This window comes from Ruegeria sp. CDSC068 (assembly GCF_059610545.1).
In genome coordinates this window covers 77,047-96,374 of the sequence record NZ_JBXWNV010000009.1, presented here as the reverse complement: position 1 = coordinate 96,374, position 19,328 = coordinate 77,047, and the positions used below count along the sequence as shown (strand labels likewise).

The 19,328-nt window shown below is 58.4% G+C and carries 22 protein-coding genes; 14 read left to right on the top strand and 8 right to left on the bottom strand.

Annotation, left to right across the window (positions count from 1 at the left end; translation table 11 throughout):
- Positions 1-21: 21 nt before the first annotated feature.
- The 3 genes from AC2FID_RS17620 to AC2FID_RS17610 form a co-directional block, all read right to left on the bottom strand.
- Positions 22-1,599, bottom strand: coding sequence for a gamma-glutamyltransferase family protein (locus AC2FID_RS17620; RefSeq protein WP_496837969.1), 1,578 nt, complete (start codon positions 1,597-1,599; stop codon positions 22-24).
- A 210-nt stretch (positions 1,600-1,809) separates the two neighbouring features.
- Positions 1,810-2,253, bottom strand: a complete 444-nt coding sequence (locus AC2FID_RS17615; protein ID WP_496757039.1) for an ATP-binding protein — start codon at positions 2,251-2,253, stop codon at positions 1,810-1,812.
- Positions 2,254-2,281: 28 nt separating this feature from the next.
- A complete protein-coding gene (locus AC2FID_RS17610) occupies positions 2,282-2,620 on the bottom strand; it encodes an STAS domain-containing protein (protein WP_108861130.1) in 339 nt (112 codons plus the stop codon).
- Between the two features lie 102 nt (positions 2,621-2,722).
- On the opposite strand from AC2FID_RS17610, the gene AC2FID_RS17605 reads away from it, so the two are divergent.
- Together AC2FID_RS17605 and AC2FID_RS17600 are read left to right on the top strand one after the other, a co-directional pair.
- A complete protein-coding gene (locus tag AC2FID_RS17605) occupies positions 2,723-3,895 on the top strand; it encodes a thiolase family protein (protein WP_496837966.1) in 1,173 nt (390 codons plus the stop codon).
- Between the two features lie 53 nt (positions 3,896-3,948).
- Positions 3,949-4,401, top strand: coding sequence for a GAF domain-containing protein (locus tag AC2FID_RS17600; RefSeq protein WP_496757032.1), 453 nt, complete (start codon positions 3,949-3,951; stop codon positions 4,399-4,401).
- A 50-nt stretch (positions 4,402-4,451) separates the two neighbouring features.
- Here AC2FID_RS17600 and AC2FID_RS17595 read toward each other — a convergent pair whose 3' ends face one another.
- A complete protein-coding gene (locus AC2FID_RS17595) occupies positions 4,452-4,841 on the bottom strand; it encodes an SHOCT domain-containing protein (protein ID WP_058279764.1) in 390 nt (129 codons plus the stop codon).
- 112 nt (positions 4,842-4,953) lie between these two features.
- Complete coding sequence (locus tag AC2FID_RS17590) at positions 4,954-5,235, bottom strand: DUF1294 domain-containing protein (protein ID WP_496757030.1); 282 nt, start codon at positions 5,233-5,235, stop codon at positions 4,954-4,956.
- Between the two features lie 117 nt (positions 5,236-5,352).
- Between AC2FID_RS17590 and AC2FID_RS17585 the strand changes: the two genes are divergently transcribed.
- The 10 genes from AC2FID_RS17585 (at position 5,353) to rarD (ending at position 16,431) form a co-directional block, all read left to right on the top strand.
- Positions 5,353-5,922 carry a helix-turn-helix domain-containing protein gene (locus tag AC2FID_RS17585; RefSeq protein ID WP_496757028.1) on the top strand — a complete coding sequence of 190 codons (570 nt, stop codon included), beginning with the start codon at positions 5,353-5,355 and terminating at the stop codon, positions 5,920-5,922.
- On the top strand, positions 5,922-6,545 hold the full coding sequence (locus AC2FID_RS17580) for a LysE family translocator (RefSeq protein ID WP_496699379.1): 624 nt from the start codon (positions 5,922-5,924) through the stop codon (positions 6,543-6,545). The genes AC2FID_RS17585 and AC2FID_RS17580 overlap by 1 nt, the downstream gene beginning before the upstream one ends.
- A gap of 4 nt (positions 6,546-6,549) precedes the next feature.
- Entirely contained in the window at positions 6,550-6,930 is a 381-nt protein-coding gene (locus AC2FID_RS17575) for a GFA family protein (RefSeq protein ID WP_496706400.1), read from the top strand.
- A gap of 15 nt (positions 6,931-6,945) precedes the next feature.
- On the top strand, positions 6,946-9,396 hold the full coding sequence (locus AC2FID_RS17570) for a GcvT family protein (protein WP_496706399.1): 2,451 nt from the start codon (positions 6,946-6,948) through the stop codon (positions 9,394-9,396).
- 18 nt (positions 9,397-9,414) lie between these two features.
- The gene (locus tag AC2FID_RS17565; RefSeq protein WP_282120300.1) at positions 9,415-9,891 is read left to right on the top strand and encodes a cupin domain-containing protein; all 477 of its coding nucleotides are present in this window, start codon (positions 9,415-9,417) and stop codon (positions 9,889-9,891) included.
- Positions 9,892-9,893: 2 nt separating this feature from the next.
- Positions 9,894-10,946, top strand: a complete 1,053-nt coding sequence (locus AC2FID_RS17560; protein WP_282170479.1) for a zinc-binding dehydrogenase — start codon at positions 9,894-9,896, stop codon at positions 10,944-10,946.
- 12 nt (positions 10,947-10,958) lie between these two features.
- Positions 10,959-11,852: a homocysteine S-methyltransferase family protein gene (locus AC2FID_RS17555; protein ID WP_282170478.1), complete on the top strand. Its 894-nt coding sequence runs from the start codon at positions 10,959-10,961 to the stop codon at positions 11,850-11,852.
- 10 nt (positions 11,853-11,862) lie between these two features.
- Positions 11,863-12,837, top strand: coding sequence for a GlxA family transcriptional regulator (locus AC2FID_RS17550; protein WP_496837962.1), 975 nt, complete (start codon positions 11,863-11,865; stop codon positions 12,835-12,837).
- 89 nt (positions 12,838-12,926) lie between these two features.
- A complete protein-coding gene (locus AC2FID_RS17545; protein WP_496837960.1) occupies positions 12,927-15,380 on the top strand; it encodes a GcvT family protein in 2,454 nt (817 codons plus the stop codon).
- A gap of 145 nt (positions 15,381-15,525) precedes the next feature.
- Complete coding sequence (gene rarD, locus AC2FID_RS17540) at positions 15,526-16,431, top strand: EamA family transporter RarD (RefSeq protein WP_282170475.1); 906 nt, start codon at positions 15,526-15,528, stop codon at positions 16,429-16,431.
- Here rarD and AC2FID_RS17535 read toward each other — a convergent pair.
- Both AC2FID_RS17535 and AC2FID_RS17530 read right to left on the bottom strand, forming a co-directional pair.
- On the bottom strand, positions 16,422-17,132 hold the full coding sequence (locus tag AC2FID_RS17535) for an SGNH/GDSL hydrolase family protein (protein WP_109310692.1): 711 nt from the start codon (positions 17,130-17,132) through the stop codon (positions 16,422-16,424). The genes rarD and AC2FID_RS17535 overlap by 10 nt on opposite strands.
- A 2-nt stretch (positions 17,133-17,134) precedes the next feature.
- Positions 17,135-17,545, bottom strand: coding sequence for a nuclear transport factor 2 family protein (locus AC2FID_RS17530; protein ID WP_108861144.1), 411 nt, complete (start codon positions 17,543-17,545; stop codon positions 17,135-17,137).
- 97 nt (positions 17,546-17,642) lie between these two features.
- Between AC2FID_RS17530 and AC2FID_RS17525 the strand changes: the two genes are divergently transcribed.
- Complete coding sequence (locus AC2FID_RS17525) at positions 17,643-18,290, top strand: RluA family pseudouridine synthase (RefSeq protein WP_282120295.1); 648 nt, start codon at positions 17,643-17,645, stop codon at positions 18,288-18,290.
- A gap of 2 nt (positions 18,291-18,292) precedes the next feature.
- Here the strand turns inward: AC2FID_RS17525 and AC2FID_RS17520 are convergent, their stop codons facing one another.
- Complete coding sequence (locus tag AC2FID_RS17520; RefSeq protein WP_058272537.1) at positions 18,293-18,478, bottom strand: hypothetical protein; 186 nt, start codon at positions 18,476-18,478, stop codon at positions 18,293-18,295.
- Positions 18,479-18,581: 103 nt separating this feature from the next.
- Between AC2FID_RS17520 and AC2FID_RS17515 the strand changes: the two genes are divergently transcribed.
- Entirely contained in the window at positions 18,582-19,271 is a 690-nt protein-coding gene (locus AC2FID_RS17515; protein WP_282120294.1) for a helix-turn-helix transcriptional regulator, read from the top strand.
- Positions 19,272-19,328 lie beyond the last annotated feature (57 nt).

Sequence of the window (19,328 nt, the reverse complement as noted above, 5' to 3'; positions counted from 1 at the left end):
CCAGATTTCGCGCCCTAGTGGTCAGTAACCTAACGCACAACCGTCTTTTCTGGGGTCACTTGCGCCTTCCAGAACACCATCTGTGCGGATTCGGATTGCTTGCGCTCCGCCAAGGGGCGTTTCTGGAACCTGAACGTTGTGCCCAAAATCGCTCAATTGTTGAGATGTGCTGGGCGGAATTCCGCGTTCAAGTTTCAGAACACCGCCGTCTGCAAAGGCGCGCGGGGCGTCCACAGAGGCCTGCAAACCCAACCCATGATCAGTGAGGTTGGACAATAGGCGTGCATGGCCTGTTGGTTGAAAAGCTCCGCCCATCACGCCAAATGGCATGAGCACACGGCCATCCTGTTTGAGCATACCGGGAATGATCGTGTGCATCGGGCGTTTGCCCGGGCCAAGCTCGTTTGGGTGACCGGGGCTCAGGTTGAAGCCTGAGCCGCGGTTTTGCAGCAAAATCCCGTATTTTTCCGATGCGATGCCAGACCCAAAGCTGTGAAATATGGAATAGATCAGCGAAACGGCCATCCGATCCCGGTCAACAACCGTAATATAGACCGTGTCCTTGTGAATGGACTCGGTTAGTGGGGCTGCCGCTGGCATGGCGCGCTTGGGGTCAATCAACGCGGCCAGCTTATTCGCCACGCTCTGGTTGAGGAATCGTTCAGCGTGGGTTGTGTGATCGGGGTCCGCAATGAACCGATTGCGCGCGTCATAAGCGAGTTTCGAGGCCTCGGCCTCAAGATGGATGAGTTCTGGGCCAAATGGGTCAAGACCGGCCAGATCGAAGTTCTTTAGGATGTTCAAAAGCAGGATTGCAGTCGCACCCTGTCCGTTTGGCGGGTGTTCGACAAGATCGATGCCGTTGTAGTTTCCGCTGACAGGCTGGGATTTTGTGCATTGCGTGGCCAGAAAATCCTCGGCCGTGTGAACACCACCCAATGCTGTTAGGGCGTCAATCATATCCTGTGCAATTTCACCGGAATAAAAGGCGTCACGACCATTGCGTGCAATCTGGCGCAGAACCTCGGCTTGCCCTGGCGCGCGAAAGACCTGACCTGTTTTCGGCGCTTCGCCGCCGGTCAGGTAGTGTCTGCGCGCGGCGCCCTGTAACGTGGCGGCCCCCGTTTTCCAATCAATGGCGACGCGGGGTGCAACTGGGACACCCACCTCGGCATAGTGTATGGCTGGCTGTAGAATTGCGTCCAGCCCAAGCTTTCCTTCGGATTCTGCCAAATGGCATAACGCATCAATTGCACCGGGAATAGTCACAGCATCGGGCGTGTTCAATGGCACTGAATCCAGCCCTTCGGCCCGCAACCGATCGGCATCCGCAGCTGCTGGCGCACGGCCAGACCCGTTCAGAGCCCGAATTTGATCTTCGCCCGCGCGATTGAACAGAACAAAGCAATCACCGCCGATTCCAGTCATCTGCGGTTCACAAATGCCCAGCAGCACGGCACCTGAGATGGCGGCGTCCATGGCATTGCCGCCTTGTTGGAGAATACTCACCGCAGCCTGCGCGGCCAGAGGATGTGATGTGGCGCACATTCCTTCGGTTGCCAAAACTTCGGACCGACCCGGAGTGTGAAAATCCCGCATAGCTTTGCCTTCTCCCTTTGAACGAGCCGAAGGTAAAGCGTGGTCAGAGATTGTCTAGTCACATCAAGGAGAAGATCCTCGGCGCCGTTCACTGGGTGGGGGCTGTGACACGAGGCGCCGAGGGAAGCTATCTGAGCTACGGATACCTTTTTGCCCTTTGTTTGCGGCGCGGCAATGGTGCGATCTGGGCCATTATGTGACTATTTTGGGTCAGGTGGTCGGGTTTGGAAAGTCAAACCGCAGGGACAACCGGTTGCAGCCATTGCGATGTTCATAGCGAATGTCGCTGGTCAGTTCGTGGATCAGGAACCAGCCAAACCCGCCTTCGGGCAACTCGTCGAGTGTCGATCCCAAAGGCGCGGGCACACTATCGGGCACGCGAAATCCCGGCAAAGGAGTCCCGGTGTCAAAGATCAAAATATCCAGCCAATTTTGGTGCAGCCGACAATGCACCCGGACCTTGGCCGGGGTGACGTCCGAATAAGCATGCTCCACCACATTGTTGATCGCCTCGGCCAGAGCGATTTTCACGTCGCTCGCCTTGTGTGGCGGTAGACCCTGCGCCTCCAGCCCTTTGCTTAGCTGGGCGATACCAACACTGGCTTCGGTTTCGGTTGCAGTAAAGCTCAGATCCAAGCAGTTCCCGTTCCCCATCGACATCGCGCCTATTCAATCCGTGAAGTCATTCCGCCGGCGGTGCCAGAGCGTCGTCCAGGGTAGGATAGAGGTTGAAAACCGTATCCATGCGGGTCAGCCGAAACACCTTTTCGACAAACGGGTGCAACCCGGCCAAATCCAACCTGCGGTCACTGCCCAGTTGTTTCATCGACGCGACGATGGCCCCTAGGCCGCTTGAATCGATAAATTCGACCCCCGTCAGGTCCAGAACAACGCGCGACGCGCCACCGTCGGCCTCATTGCGCATGTCTTCCTTGAACTGAATGGCCATTGCGGCATCAATCCGGTCCGAATGCACGGTAATGATCTGCGTCGTGTCTGTTATCTTACTGGTCAGGGCCATGCGCACGGGCTCTCTAAACTGAAAATCACTCGTAGAAATACGCTAGACGACAATTCTTACCATTCTGTATCCATTCCAGTAGAAAAGCAAAGGAGCATCCAGATGAAGCAAGTCGTTATCGCCGGCGCGGCGCGGACCCCGATGGGTGGGTTTCAGGGGATGTTCGATACCGTGACAGCGGCCGATCTGGGCGGCGACGCCATCAGGGCAGCGTTGCAAGGGGCCGGTACTGAAACGGTTGACGAAGTCCTTATGGGATGTGTTTTGCCGGCCGGGCAGGGGCAGGCGCCCGCACGCCAGGCCGGTTTTGCGGCAGGGTTGGGCGAAGACGTTCCCGCCACAACGCTGAACAAAATGTGCGGATCGGGCATGAAAGCGGCCATGATGGCCTATGACCAGATCGCTTTAGGGCATGCCGATACAATGATCGCAGGCGGGATGGAGAGCATGACGAATGCCCCCTACCTTTTACCCAAAATGCGCGAAGGCGCGCGATTGGGTCATGCGCAGGCAATGGATCATATGTTTCTGGACGGGCTCGAGGACGCCTATGACAAAGGTCGCCTGATGGGCACATTCGCCGAAGATTGTGCCGAGGCCTATCAGTTCACACGCGAAGCGCAGGACGAATATGCACTGCGTTCTTTATCAAATGCGCTGGCCGCACAGGAAAACGGCGCATTCGCGGATGAAATCACGCCGGTTACGGTCCGCACCCGTAAGGGCGAGGTCACTCAGGCCACGGATGAACAGCCGCTTTCGGCGCGGCCCGAGAAAATCCCAACGCTCAAGCCAGCCTTTCGAAAGGATGGCACTGTTACGGCGGCAAACTCCTCTTCGATATCGGATGGCGCGGCTGCATTGGTGCTGGCATCGGAGGACGCGTCACAGGCGCAGGGCCTGAGCGTCCGCGCCCGTATTGTCGGCCACGCCAGCCACGCGCAGGCTCCAGCGCTGTTTACGACCGCACCAGTTCCAGCCGCCCAGAAACTGCTGACCAACATCGGTTGGTCGAAAGAAGACGTCGATCTGTGGGAGGTTAACGAAGCCTTTGCCGTCGTGCCGATGGCGTTCATGCACGAGATGGGCTTGCCCCGCGATATCGTCAATGTGAATGGTGGGGCTTGCGCACTTGGGCATCCGATTGGTGCGTCGGGTGCACGGATCATGGTCACCCTGCTGAACGCGTTGGAAAAGCGAAACCTGAAACGCGGGGTGGCGGCCATCTGCATCGGCGGCGGCGAAGGCACGGCGATAGCCATCGAACGCGTTTGACGCTTCACCTTTTTCCAAATACTCCGGCGCAAAGCCCTGCCACGAGTTCCGACATGACAGCTGATTACGATACACTTGCCAAGACCATCGCCGCACTGACCGAGGGTGAAACCGACGACGTGGCCCTGATGGCCACCATCGCGTGCGAGGTGCATCATTCCGATGATCGTTTTGACTGGACAGGCTTCTACCGTGTCACCGAGCCGGGGCTTTTGAAAATCGGGCCCTATCAGGGTGGGCACGGCTGTCTGGTCATCCCGTTCGACCGCGGTGTTTGTGGCGCTGCCGCCCGTACGGGTGAGGTACAGTTGGTGCCGGATGTGGATGCGTTTCCGGGCCATATCGCCTGCGCATCTTCGACCAGATCCGAGGTGGTGCTGCCAGTGCACAACGCCGCCGGTGACGTCATTGCGGTGTTCGATATCGACAGCGATCAACCCGATGCGTTCAATGAACAAGACGCAAGCCAACTGGGCGAAATTCTGTCCAGCGTATTCGCCAAATAACAATGGCCGAGGGCGTGCCCCCGGCTATTTTGATTAGTGTGTGCTTCCTATCAGGTGCTCAGAAGCTTGGCTTTCTGCGCCGCAAATTCCTCATCCGTCAGAACGCCTTTTTCCTTGAGCGCAGCAAGCCGTTCCAACTCATCCGCAGCAGATACTGTGGCGACCGAGCGGATATAGTCCTTTTGCGCCTGTTCGATCTGGCTCATGGCCTCGGCATTATGTTGATGCATCTTGTCGCCGCGAACGATCAGGTAGGCCAGAACGCCCATCCATGGAATCAGGATGACAAAGGCGATCCAGACTGCCTTTCCACCGCCGCTTAGATCCTTGGAGCGGAAGACATCGGCCACAACCGAAATCATCACCCAGAACCAGGCCACCATCAGGAACAGCCAGAAGATTGACCAGACTATGTCGAAGAAACCGATGCCGTTGTCCATTTGTCATTCAACCCTTTGCGAATGCGTAAGAATAATCATATTCAGATAGAATGGGAGTGTAGCAGACAGTTTCCCAAATGGTTAGCACCTAATCCCTGATGGAAATCTCGCGCTAGACCAGGCTGGGCAATTCCAAGGCCGCCAGAAGATAGGCCAGGACAGCCTGAGCGCCGAAAATCCCAAAGATGTAGCATGAAAACAGCCGCTTGCGGGTTTTGTGTCCGAAAATCCACCGCCCCAGCAATGCGCCTGGACTGCCGCCCAGCGCCGCCAGCCACAATAGTTTTCGTTCCGGGATACGCCCTTTCCGCCGTCTTGCCCGCAGCTTATCCCAGCCAAAGGCAAGCAAAGTCAGGGTGTTGACGACCCACAGATAAATCACCGCAATCCACATGGTTGACGGATATCCAAACAATGTCGTGGACCCAAGTGAAAAAAATCTTGGATTTTTCACGGAATCAATGCATCGTGAAAAACGAGGAGAAAATTTCACCAAACTTCGGAGCGTTCAGTGAACAGCCAAGCCCCGCACAGCGCCACACTCGGAGCCGACCTTCGCGCATTGCGCAAAGCGCGCGGGCTGACGCTGAGCGAGATTGCAGCGCGCCTTGGACGCTCGGTCGGTTGGTTGAGCCAGGTCGAGCGTGATATGTCGGATCCATCAATTTCGGACCTTCGCCAGATCGCCGAATGTCTGGGCGTTCCGATGTCTATGTTGTTTGGGCACTCTTCGGCGCCTGCGGACGAACAGGGTTATGTCGTGCGTGCCGGATCCCGCCGCCCGATGGGCTCGGGCGAGGAAGGGTTGATTGAAGAGCTGCTTTCGCCCGACCTGACCGATGATTTCGAGATGGTGCACTCTACGTTCAAACCACGCTCAAAAATGCAAACCCCGGCCAACCGACCCACGCAGGAGGTTGGGTACATGGTGTCCGGTCAGTTGGATTTGACGATCGGAGACCGCCGATTCCTTGTGGGGCCCGGCGACAGCTTCCGCATCAAACACCAACCCTACCAATGGTCGAACCCTTATGATGAGCCCGCCGTGGCCATCTGGGTGATTGCCCCGCCGGTGTACTGATGAGTTTCGAGGCCTGGACCATATTCGCATTGTTCTGGGTGGTGTTCGTCACCACGCCGGGTCCGAATGCTGTAAACTGCATCTCGAACGGAATGAGCCTGCCGTTTCCCAAGGCGATGCTAGGTGTGCTGGCGATTCTAACGCAGGCCAGCGCGTTTCTGATTTTGTCAGCACTAGGTGTGACCGCGTTGATCGCAGCCTCCCCAACCGGGTTTTTCATCGCCAAACTGGTTGGTGCAGGGTTCCTGATCTGGGTTGGGGTTCGCGGTTGGATAAATGCCACGCGTCCGGCACCAGTTACCGAACGCCCCGCGCGTCACGTGTATCTGCACGCATTGGCGGTCGCGACGATCAACCCCAAAAGCGTGGCGGGGTATCTCGCCGCCTTTTCACAGTTTGTGCAACCGGATGTGCCGATCTGGCAGCAGATGGTCGTCGTCATGCCCACAGCGCTGGTCATTACCACGCTCAGCTATACCGGGTTCACCCTGATGGGTACATTGATGGGCAAAGCGGCGCTAGGAGCGGTTTTCAACACTTGGGTGCGTCGTGTCATGGCCGCCTGTTTCATCATCTATGGCGTGTTGCTGGGTGCCAGCTCCACGCCCGCAGCTAGGGGGTAATCAGATGCAAAACGGTTCTTGCCTCTGCGGCGCAGTCGCGTTCACGATTGACGGAGAGCTTTCACAGCCTTCGGCCTGCCATTGCGGTCAATGCCGCAAGCAGTCCGGCCATGTTTGGTCTTCGACCTGGACACATCAGGATAACGTCAGCTTCACCGCCAGCGATACGCTTACGTGGTTCCGCGCTTCGGACACCGCCCGCCGCGGTTTCTGCCGTTCCTGCGGCTCGTTCCTCTTTTGGCAGCACAATGACGAGGACACGATTTCGATTTCCATGGGGGCTTTCGATACGCCCACCGGATTACAGCTCGCCCGGCACATCTTTGTGGCCGACAAGGGCGATTATTACGACATCACAGACGATCTGCCCCAACGGGCACAGTAACAAGGATCAAGACCAATGAGCGATTTTCCGACAAAAGCCCGCGTGGTTGTTATCGGTGGCGGTGTGGTGGGGGCCTCCTCGCTGTATCATCTGGCCAAGAAGGGCTGGACCGACTGTGTCCTGCTGGAAAAGAACGAACTGACGGCAGGCTCGACCTGGCACGCGGCGGGCAACGTTCCGACCTTCTCGAATTCATGGGCGATCATGAACATGCAGCGATACTCGACCGAGCTGTATTCGCGTCTGGGCGAAGAGGTCGACTATCCGATGAACTACCACGTTTCGGGTTCGATCCGTCTGGCGCACAGCAAAGAGCGGATGCAAGAGTTCGAACACGCCATGGCGATGGGACGCTATCAAGGCATCCCGATGGAGATGTGGACACCGGAAGAAGCTAAAGAGCGCTATCCATTCCTGGAGACGCACGATCTTGAAGGCGTTCTGTACGATCCCACCGATGGTGACATTGATCCGGCGCAGCTGACACAGGCGCTGGCCAAGGGCGCCCGTGACATGGGCCAGAAGATCATCCGCTTTTGCCCGGCAACTGGCGTAACTCAGCACGACGACGGCTCCTGGACCGTACACACCGACAAAGGCGATATCGCCTGCGACTATGTTGTGAACGCGGCTGGGTATTACGCGCAGCGCGTGGGAGAGTGGTTCAAACCTTTCGGCGGCCGCACAGTTCCCGCGATGGTGATGAGCCACCAGTATTTGCTGACCGACGAAGTTCCAGAAATTGAAGAATGGTCCAAAGCGAACGGTGGTAAGAAACTGCCACTGCTGCGCGACGTGGATATCTCGTACTACCTGCGGCAGGAAAAGAATGGCTTCAACCTTGGTCCGTATGAGCCTAACTGCAAGGGCCATTGGATGACTGAAGACGATGCTATGCCCGAGGATTTCTCGTTCCAGCTGTGGAACGATGATCTGGACCGCATCGAGGATATCGTCACTGACGCGATGGAGCGGGTTCCGCTGATGGCAACCTCGGGCGTTGGCCGTGTCATCAACGGCCCGATCCCCTATGCACCGGATGGTCTGCCGCTGATCGGCCCGATGCCGGGAGTTAGAAACGCGTTCGAAGCGCACACCTTTACTTTCGGCATCGCGCAGGGCGGTGGCGCGGGCAAAGTGCTGGCCGAATGGATCGTCGATGGCGCGACCGAATGGGACATGTGGGCCGTCGATCCGCGCCGCTACACCGACTACACAGATCAGGACTACTGCAACCAGAAAGGTCTGGAAGTTTATGGCAACGAATACGCCATGCACTTCCCTCATCACGAATGGCCTGCCGCACGCGACAAGAAACTGTCGCCGGTACATGACAAGGTCAAAGCGCTGGGCGGCGTGATGGGTGCCTATAATGGATGGGAGCGGGCCAACTGGTTCGCAAAGCCGGGCGACGACACGTCGCTTGATGCCACCCATACCTGGGGTCGGTCCGGCCCGTGGGAGCAGCGGATCCAAGAAGAATGCGAGGCCGTGCGAGATGATTGTGGAGTGCTGGATCTGCCAGGCTTCTCGCGCTTCATGGTCAAGGGAGAGGGCGCCGCTGAGGCGTTGCGCGGTCTCGCAACCGGAGGGCTGCCAAAGGTTGGCCGGATGAACCTCATCTATGTCTCTGATGATCGTGGCCGCATTCTGACCGAGATGTCCTGTATCCGTCTGGGCGAGGACGAATTCGTCATGATCACCGCCGCCACTGCGCAATGGCATGACCGTGACATCCTGATGAACGCAATGCCTGCCAGTGTGTCGATCGAGGACGTGACAACCTCGCGTGATACTCTGATCGTCACGGGCCCGAAATCGCGCGAGATCCTGTCGAACCTGACGGACGCCGATCTGACCACTGGTTGGCTGACCCACCAGTCCGCCACCGTTGCTGGCCAGCCCGCCTACCTGATCCGCGTCTCTTTTGCCGGTGAACTGGGCTGGGAAGTGCATGCCCTGAACGAGCATATGCCTGCGATCTATGACGCGATCATCGGCGCCGGTGCCACGCCGTTCGGGATGTATGCCCTGAACTCACTGCGTATCGAAAAAGGCTATCGGGCATGGAAGGGTGACCTGTCGACCGACTACTCTCTGCTGGAAGGTGGGCTGGAGCGGTTCGTCAAACTCGACAAGCCGCAGGACTTCCCCGGCAAGGCCGCGATCCTGAACGAAAAGCAGCAGGGCGTAAAAAAGGCCTTTGTCACCATTACAGTGGATGCAGGAGACTGCGACGCGCCCTACATGTCCTGCATCTGGCAGAACGGCGAGATCGTGGGCGAGACCACTTCGGGCGCATGGGGTTACCGCGTCGGCAAGTCCATCGCGCTGGGCATGGTCAAGGCCGAGCTTGCCAACCCCGGCACCGAGCTTGAAGTCGAAATCTACGGCCAAAAGTGCCGCGCCGTGGTAGAGCAGGATCAGCCGCTCTGGGATCCTGAGAACGAGCGGTTGCGCGCTTAAACTCTCACGGAGACCACCATGAGCAAACGATACGCCAAACTGGGACCCGGTGAGGGTCTCAACTATGACTGGGAAAACGACCACACTTTTGTGAAAGTTTCCGGCCAGGACACGGATGGCGCATACACGCTTATGGAAGACAATCTGAAGGCCAGCTTCGCGCTTGGCCTTCATCGCCATGATACCCACGCCGAGACTTTTTACTTTCTGGAAGGCGCGGTGGAATTCTACGTTGATGGCGACTGGCATCGCTGTACGCCCGGCACAACCATGCATGTGCCACCCGGAGTACCCCATGCGTGTCGCGTCGCCGATGGCGCGCCCGCCAGAATGCTGATGATCTTTCAGCCCTCGGGGTTCGACGGGTTTCTGGCTGAACTGGCAAAAATGACCGAGGCTGACTTTGCAGATGAGGCGAAAATGGCCGAGCTGAACGCGCGTTACGACATTGTGCCGATGGGGCCGGTTCCAGCCCATCCGGAAGACAGGGTCTAAAGATGACCACGCCCACGAAAATGTCCGGCGTTTACCTGACGCGCCACGGCGGTCCCGAAGCGCTGGAATGGCGCGAGGATATTCCGGTCCCAACGCCTGGTCCGGGGCAGGTTCTGGTTCGGGTCGCGGCTGCAGGGGTAAACAACACCGACATCAATACACGGGTCGGCTGGTATTCCTCGGACGTGACCGGGGCAACGGACGCCGTTGATCAGGATGTTGATGCCGGAGGCTGGGGAGGTGCGTTGGCGTTTCCGCGCATTCAGGGTGGCGATCTATGTGGGATAGTCGAATTGGCAGGGCAAGAGACCGGGTTTCAAGCCGGGCAACGGGTGACCTGCCCGATCAACTTGCCGCGCCCACGCCCCGGCAATCCGACTGGCTTTATCGCATTAGGCTCTGAAATCGACGGAGCGTTTTCGCAATACTGTCTGGTTCAGGCCGACGACCTGTATGACGTGACGGCCTCACCCCTGTCAGATGTCGAAATCGCCGCCATCCCCTGTGCATTTGGCACGGCCGAGAACCTGTTAACCCGTGCTGGCGTGACCGCTGGTCATAAGGTGCTGGTCACCGGTGCCTCGGGTGGCGTGGGCCTTGCCGCCGTGCAACTGGCGTCTCTACGCGGGGCGACGGTTTGGGGCGTTACGGGATCAACCAAGGCCGAGGTGGTCAAAGCGCAGGGGGCCGTGGACACCTTGGACCGCAACGCGCCGCTGCCCAAGGACATGTTCGACGTCGTGATCGACGTGGTCGGAGGCCCGGCATGGCCCGGCCTGATCCTGGCCCTGAAACCCGGCGGGCACTATGCTGTTTCAGGCGCAATCGCAGGACCAATCGTTTCGGCTGACCTGCGTGAGATCTACCTGCGCGACATCACGATTCGCGGCTGCACACATCAGGCATTTGAAGTCTTTGGCCGCCTTGTCGAGATGATGAATGCGGGCCGCATCAAGCCTTTGGTTTCCAAGACCTATCCACTAAGAGACATCGCCAAGGCGCAGGAGGACTTTCAGTCCAAGGCGCTGCCGGGAAAACTCGTTCTAATTCCGTAGGGAGGTTGGCAAATGGCGGATATCACGCTTCTGGATGGCTCGATCGGGCAGGAACTGGTCAAACGCAGCGGGGACAAACCCACGCCGCTGTGGTCGACGCGCGTGATGATCGACCACCCGGAACTGGTGGAAGCGGTCCATGCCGAGTACTTCCGCCGTGGTGCGACGGTCGCGACGACCAACACCTACGCGGTCCATCGCTCTCGGCTGGAACGTCTGGATATGGAGGATCAACTGCCCGATCTGGTCCGTGCGGCGGTTACCCAGGCGAACCACGCACGCACGGGCGGTTCCGGGCGCATCGCCGGGGCGCTGGGTCCTTTGCTGGCGTCTTATCGCCCCGATCTGAACCCTGATGTGGAAGACGCCGCCGAAAAGTTCGCCGAGTTGGTTACCCTCATGTCCGATGACGTCGACCTTTTCCTGATCGAAACCGTTTCCTCGGTGCAAGAGGCCGAAGGGGCCCTGCGTGGTACGGCTGAGGCAGGTAAACCGGTTTGGCTGGCGCTTTCTGTGATGGATGATGACGGAACACGGCTGCGATCCGGTGAACCGCTTGCCGATATTGCGCCTCTTGTGGATCGGTTCAACCCTGACGCTGTTCTGATAAACTGTTCCCGCCCCGAGGCCATTCCTGCCGCGCTCAAGGTCATAGCCACGATGGGGCGGCCATTTGGGGCCTATGCAAATGGGTTCACCGGGATTGCACAGGATTTCCTGAAAGACGCGCCGACTGTCGACGTGTTGACACAGCGCCACGATCTTGGACCCGAGGCTTATGCCGATCATGCCATGGAATGGGTAGCGCAGGGGGCAACGATTGTTGGCGGATGCTGCGAAGTCGGGCCGGATCACATAGAGGTCCTTGCCGATCGATTGCGGTCCGCCGGGCACCGGATTGTCTGAGAGGAAAGTGATGTCATCGCCGTCGAACATCCCGGCTTCTAACGCGCAGCGACATTTCGACATCGTTGTCGCGCCGGGCTATGTGCTGCTGGAACTGGCGTCATTGGTTGAAGTGCTGCGGTTGGCCAACCGCGTTTGTCCGAGCCCGCCATTCACCTATGCCTATCGCTCTCTGAGGGGTGGCCCGGTCGCCAGCAGCAGCGAGGCGACGATCCAGACCGACCGCATTCCGTCGCAGCCCAACGCGGACTATTTGTTCGTCATCGGAAATTCCGACCCCGATCATCCTGATCTGTCTCTGGGGCGTGTTGTGTCGGATTATACTTTCCGCGGCGCACAGGTCTTTTTGCTGTCCGAAGCTGCAAGCCGCTATATCGACGAGCAGGGGACCGAGGACATGTCGACCCACTGGGAAAACGCGTCCTTCTTGCGTGAACGTCGCGCCCAGTTCGAGGCCAAACTGTCGATTGCAACAGAACAGGGCGCCGTGGTGACCTGCGCCGGGATGGAGGCCACTACCGATGTCGCGCTGGCCGTGATCGGGCGTTACATTTCCGGGCCAACAAGAATGACCGTGGCCGATATTATGCTACACGAGAACATCCGGGATTTTTCCTCGCTTCAGCCCTTTTCCGGGTCAAAAACCACGGCAACCGGCGACGCCAAGCTGGACCAGTGCATCAAGGTGATGCAGGCCAATATCGAAGACCCGCTGCCGATTAACGAAATCGTCGAAGCGCTAAAGCTTTCGAACCGATCGCTGGAACGGAAGTTCAAGAACTATTTCGGAACCACACCAAACGGCTTTTACCGCGAAATGCGGCTGGCCAAGGCCAATAACCTGTTACTGAACACAACGATGAGCGTGCGCGAAATCGGACTAGCCTGCGGGTTTCCCAACGGTTTCTCGTCGGTCTACAAAAGCTTTTTCGGCGTGACACCCTTTGTGCTGCGACGTGAAAAACGGCAAGTCAAACAACGTTGATTTTTGCAAATGGGCTGACGTTTTTCGTGCATTCTGTGTCGCTCTTCCGTGTCATTTTGGGTGGAAACTCATAAAGCGGAATCATGAGAATGGCTGATCTTCCAAACAAGGCCCGTGTTGTCATTATCGGTGGTGGTGTCATCGGATGTTCGGTGGCGTATCACCTGACCAAGAAAGGCTGGAAAGACGTTGTCCTGCTGGAGCGTAAGCAGCTGACCAGCGGCACGACCTGGCATGCGGCGGGTCTGATCGCTCAGCTGCGCGCAACGGCGAACATGACAAAGCTGGCGAAGTACAGCCAGGAACTCTATGGCTCGCTTGAAGAAGAAACCGGTGTGGCCACGGGCTTTAAACGCTGTGGATCAATCACTGTTGCGCTAACCGAAGAGCGCAAAGAAGAGATCTACCGTCAGGCGGCCATGGCGCGCGCTTTCGGCGTCGAGGTCGAAGAAATCGAGAATGAACGTGTTCAGGAACTGTATCCCCACATCAACCTCGAAGGCGTGAAGGGTGCTGTTTACTTGCCGCTGGACGGTCAGGGTGACCCGGCCAACATTGCCTTGGCATTGGCCAAGGGCGCCCGTCAGCGTGGCGGTATCGTCAAAGAACGTGTGAAAGTCACCGACATCGTCAAGCAGGGCCGCAAGGTGACCGGCGTTGACTGGGTCGCGGATGACGGCAGCGCTTCGGGTCATATCGAATGCGACATGGTGGTGAACTGCGCCGGTATGTGGGGGCATCAGGTCGGCCAGATGGCTGGCGTGAACGTGCCGTTGCACGCCTGCGAGCACTTCTACATCGTCACCGAAAATATCGACGGTTTGACCCAGTTGCCGGTTCTGCGCGTTCCCGATGAATGCGCGTATTACAAAGAGGACGCAGGCAAAATTCTGTTGGGTGCTTTTGAACCGAATGCCAAGCCCTGGGCGATGGACGGTATTCCTGACACCTTTGAATTCGACCAGTTGCCCGAGGATTTTGACCATTTCGAACCGATCCTCGAAGCTGCGTGCGAACGTATGCCGATGCTGGCCGAGGCCGGTATCCATACCTTCTTCAACGGGCCCGAGTCGTTTACCCCCGATGACGCCTATCATCTGGGCCTCGCACCCGAGATGGACAATGTCTGGGTCGCGGCGGGCTTCAACTCGATCGGCATCCAATCCGCCGGTGGCGCTGGCATGGCCCTGGCCGAATGGATGGACAGCGGTGAAAAACCGTTCGATCTGGGAGACGTGGACATCAGCCGGATGCAGCCGTTCCAGGGGAATAAGCAGTACCTGTTTGAGCGCTCGAAAGAGACCCTAGGCCTGCTATACGCTGACCATTATCCCTATCGCCAAAAGGCCACTGCGCGCGGCGTGCGTCGGACCCCATTCCACCACCACCTGCTAGAACAGGGCGCGGTCATGGGCGAGTTGGCGGGTTGGGAACGTGCCAACTGGTTCGCGAATGAAGGGCAGGAGCGCGAGTATCAATACAGCTGGAAACGCCAGAACTGGTTTGAGAACTCGGCCGCCGAGCATAAAGCCGTGCGCGAGAATGTCGGCATGTATGACATGTCGTCCTTTGGCAAAATCCGCGTTGACGGCCCCGATGCCGAAGCATTCATGAACTATATCGGTGGCGGCGATTACTCGGTCCCGAATGGCAAGATCGTCTATACTCAGTTCCTTAACCGCGCAGGCGGGATTGAGGCGGACGTGACCGTCACCCGCCTGACCGAGACCGCTTATCTGGTGGTGACCCCGGCAGCGACCCGTTTGGCTGACCAGACCTGGATGCAGCGCCATGCGGGCAACTTCAACGTCGTCGTCACCGATGTTACGGCGGGTGAGGGTGTTCTGGCCATTATGGGTCCAAATGCGCGTACGCTGCTTGAAAAGGTCTCGCCCAACGCTTTCACCAACGCGACCAACCCGTTCGGCACCGCACAAGAAATCGAGATCGGCATGGGCCTGGCTCGCGCCCACCGTGTTACCTACGTGGGAGAGCTTGGCTGGGAAATCTATGTCTCGTCCGACATGGCAGGTCACGTGTTCGAAACCTTGCACGAAGCAGGTCAGGATATGGGGTTGAAACTGTGCGGCATGCACATGATGGATAGCGCCCGGATCGAAAAAGGCTTCCGCCACTTCGGCCATGACATCACTTGCGAGGACCACGTCGTCGATGCCGGTCTTGGTTTTGCGGTCAAGGTCGACAAGGGCAGCGATTTCATCGGGCGCGTAGCGGTGATTACGCGTAAGGAAAGCGGACCGCATAACCGTTTGGTTCAGTTCAAGCTGACCGATCCGGAACCGCTGCTGTTCCACAATGAGCCGATCATTCGGGATGGCGAGTATGTGGGATACCTCTCCTCGGGCAACTATGGCCACACGCTGGGCGGCGCAATCGGTCTGGGTTACGTGCCTTGCGAAGGCGAAAAGGCGGCTGACGTTTTGGCCTCGACCTACGAGATCGATGTGTGCGGCGTCAAAGTCAAAGCCGAGGCGTCGCTCAAGCCGATGTACGACCCAAAATCCGAGCGCGTTAAAGTTTAGCGCCAAGGTTCGACACACGGGGCGCTGCGGCGCCCCGTTTTCTTGGTACATATCAATTTTCTTGATGCGACCGTTCACGGTTTTCGCAGTTTCCAAACCCTCCGGAACAGCCGTATAGACAAACGGAATCACCCGGAGATCCATGATGGCGGACGTCGCAACATCACCCCAGAATGAGGACACGCCAAAAGGATTGGCTCTGGCGGTGACCGCCTACGTTCTATGGGGTTTCCTGCCGCTTTACATGAAAGCTCTGGCGCATATCGGGCCGGTCGAGATCGTGGCGCATCGGATTGTATGGTCGGTGCCTGTGGCCGGGCTGTTGCTGGTGGCGCTAGGGCGAACCGGGGATTTGAAGGCTGCCTTGCAAAACCCGAAAATGCTGGGCATGGCCTGTCTGACAGCGGCTTTGATCTCGGTGAATTGGGCCATTTACGTCTGGGCGATTGCCAGCGGTAACGCATTGGACGCAGCGTTGGGCTATTACATCAACCCGCTGTTCAGCATTGCGCTAGGGGCAATCCTGTTACGTGAGCCTTTGAATCGTACGCAATTGGCGGCGGTGGGGTTAGCTGCTTTGGGTGTGCTGGTATTGATCGTCGAAGCGGGTCGGCTGCCGTGGGCCGCGCTGGCCCTGACGGTCAGTTGGGGGTTTTATGCTTTCTTCAAACGCTCGCTGCCCATCGGCCCCAATCAGGGCTTTCTGCTTGAGGTTCTGATCCTGCTGATCCCAGCCTTGGTCTACATCACTTGGTTGGGGGCAAAAGGAACCGGCCACTTTGGCGCTGCCGCTGGGGACACCATGCTGCTGGCCTGTGCCGGCATCGTCACCGCTGTTCCGCTGCTGGTCTATGCCAACGGGGCCAAATTGGTGCGGTTGTCCACAATGGGAATCCTGCAGTACATCGCGCCGACGATGATCTTTATCACGGCGATTGCCGTGTTTGGGGAACAGATCGATCGGGGCCGTATGATCGCCTTCCCGCTGATCTGGGCGGCTTTGGTGGTCTATACGATCCCGATGATCCGTCAGATGCGGGGTCAGCGCTGATGCAATAAGTCGGCCGCGGCCTCTGCCCACAAGCGATAGGCTTTGGGGCTTGGGTGATATCCGTCCGGAGCAGCCAGTGCCGGGTCATCCGGAAACTCCAATGACAGGTGCCGGGCTTGCGGGAATGTCGCAGCGGCCTTTTGCAAACCCCGATCCAGCCGGGCCGCCTGTCGCCCCAGTGCCCAGGCCAGAGGTTGGGGCAGGGCCGGAAAACGGTTCATCTGTGGCACGGCGGTGACCACGACGCGTCGAACACCCAGGTTGCTCGTCAGATGATCCAGAAGTTGGGTCTGCAAAGCCGTGAACTTTTGCCGGGATACTCCACGCGTGACGTCGTTTACACCCAAGGCTGTCACGGCGGCGTCATAGCTGCCTTCAAGGTGGTTCAATCGTTCCAGCGTATCCTGTGTTGTGTGACCAGTCGTCGCCTCCAGCCGCCACTCCACGCTGTAATGGCGGGCCAACCGCGCCACGAGAAACCCCGATAGTGCCTGTTGCTGTCGCCCAGCCCCCACACCCGCGGCCGAGCTGTCACCAGCGATGAGCAGCCGCAACCGGGGGCCGCGCCCTTCGCGCCCTTGGCGCGGGCCGGACGGTTCGGGCAGCAGCTGAGCGTTACGACGCACGGAAATCGCCTGTGCTGCCAGAACCGGCAACAGTGGGACACGCAATATCTGATCGGCGGCAATCGGGGCAGTCATGGTTAGCTGAGCGCGTTTTTGTATTCGAGGAAGCGGGCGTCTGTCATCACCCGGGCCATCATCGCCTCGCGCAGGGCACCAATGGTTTTGTAGGGGCGCATGACTACTTCGAAGTTTTGGATCAAACCCTCGTCGTTCAATGTGATCAGATCGACGCCGACCGCGTCCAGATCCCCGACCTTGCATTGAAACTCCAGCGCCCAATCTTTGCCTTCACCCATAATCCGGCGATAGCGGAAGTCGGAAAACACCTGTCCCACGTGACCCAGAACAGCCGCCACCGGTTCGCGTCCGGTCCAGGTGCTGTAGTAAGTCGGCGGGGAAAACCGTACGTCTTCGGCCAGCAATTCGTGGATCAGGGTTTCATCGCCCTTGGCGACAACGTCTTGCATGCGCTCGATTGTGGGGTGCATGGGTTCTCCTCCGGTTTGGGTCTGAGAGTTGCTGAACCGATCCGTTCAGGCAAGCCCGACGTTGCGGGAACCTACGCCGTGCGATAGGCAGGCGCGCATGAGCGAGACCTATGATCCCCCGAATACGCCGTTGGATGTGCTGCATGAGGATGCACAGCTGATCGTGGTGAATAAGCCCTCGGGGTTGTTGTCTGTGCCGGGGCGTGGCGCGCATCTGGCCGATTGCCTGTTGACCCGCGTGCAGGCGGCGTTTCCTCAGGCTTTGCTGGTGCATCGGTTGGATCGGGATACCTCGGGTGTCATGGTGTTTGCCCAGTCACCGCACGCACAGCGGCATCTGAGCATGCAGTTTGAAAAGCGCCAGACCCGAAAAACCTATGTTGCGCGCGTTTGGGGGCGCATCGAGCAAAAGTCAGGAACCGTCGATCTGCCGTTGATCGTGGATTGGCCCAACCGTCCGCGCCAGATGGTCTGTCATGAGACTGGAAAACCCGCCGTCACTGACTGGCGGTTTGTGAAATTCGAAGGTGAGACAACGCGCGTCCGATTGTTCCCAAAAACGGGCAGGTCGCATCAACTGCGCGTTCATATGCTGGCGCTGGGCCACCCCATTCTGGGCGATCCGTTCTACGCCGAGGGCGAAGCGCGCGAATTCCCGCGTCTGATGCTGCATTCTGAGGAACTGCGCCTGAAAAGCCCGGAGGGCGGAGTTTCGATGAAATTCCGCGCCCCGGCTGATTTCTGACCTCAGGCCGTGCTTGTCCACAGCATCTTGAGGTTGCCCAACGAGAACCGCTTGGTCCGTTTGCGCGGTGCGCAGGGCTGACGGGCAGCCATAATTTCACGTTCGATCTCGAACGCGCGCAAAGTGTGATCCTGCGCCCAGCGGTCCAGTTTCAATGTCATCATCACGTGATTGTCGAGGTATGGCATGGTCGACCTCCTTTGGTTTGTTTCCCAAAGATCGCAGATCACTCCTGACACCACCCTGTCAGTGGGGTGTGCTAGGATGTCAGCAGACCGCCCGGAGAACCTTATGCGCCGCTCAACCCGCCTTTTTGAAATCATCCAGATCCTGCGTTCGGCCGAAATGCCTGTGACTGCGGAGGCGCTGGCAGAAAAGCTGGAAGTGTCAGCGCGTACCGTCTATCGCGATATCGCCGCTTTGCAGGCACAGCGAACCCCGATCGAGGGTGAAGCCGGCGTGGGATACTTGATGCGGCGCGGGTACGACTTGCCACCGTTGAATTTCGACGCTGAAGAGGTCGAGGCGCTGTGGGTTGGTCTGTCGATGCTGGCGCGCACCGGTGATAGTACCCTGCAACAAGCTGCGGACCGTGTTTGTCGCAAGATTGACGCTTTGCGCGCGCCTGCGGATTGGCTGCAGGTCGCCCCATGGGGTGCGCCGATGGACGATCCGGCCAAGGGGTGCGTGCCTGTCGTAAACTATCGCGAGGCCATCCGCTCTGAACGCAAAATTCGCATCACCTATGTGAACGCCGAAGGTGAGCGAACCGAGCGGGTCGTCAGACCCGTCGCCCTGATCTACCACATCGAATGCACGATGTTGGCGGCGTGGTGCGAGCTGAGGAATGGGTTTCGCCATTTTCGTACGGATCGCATCTGGGCCTGCGACGTGACAGACGATCATTTCTGCGGGCAGGGGGAGCCTCTGCGAGCGATCTGGCAAGACCAGAACCAATTGGATCCTGTTGAACGGCGGTAATTTGCCGACTTCACCCGATTGTTGCTTGAGCCTAAGATAAGGTAACGCGATATACTG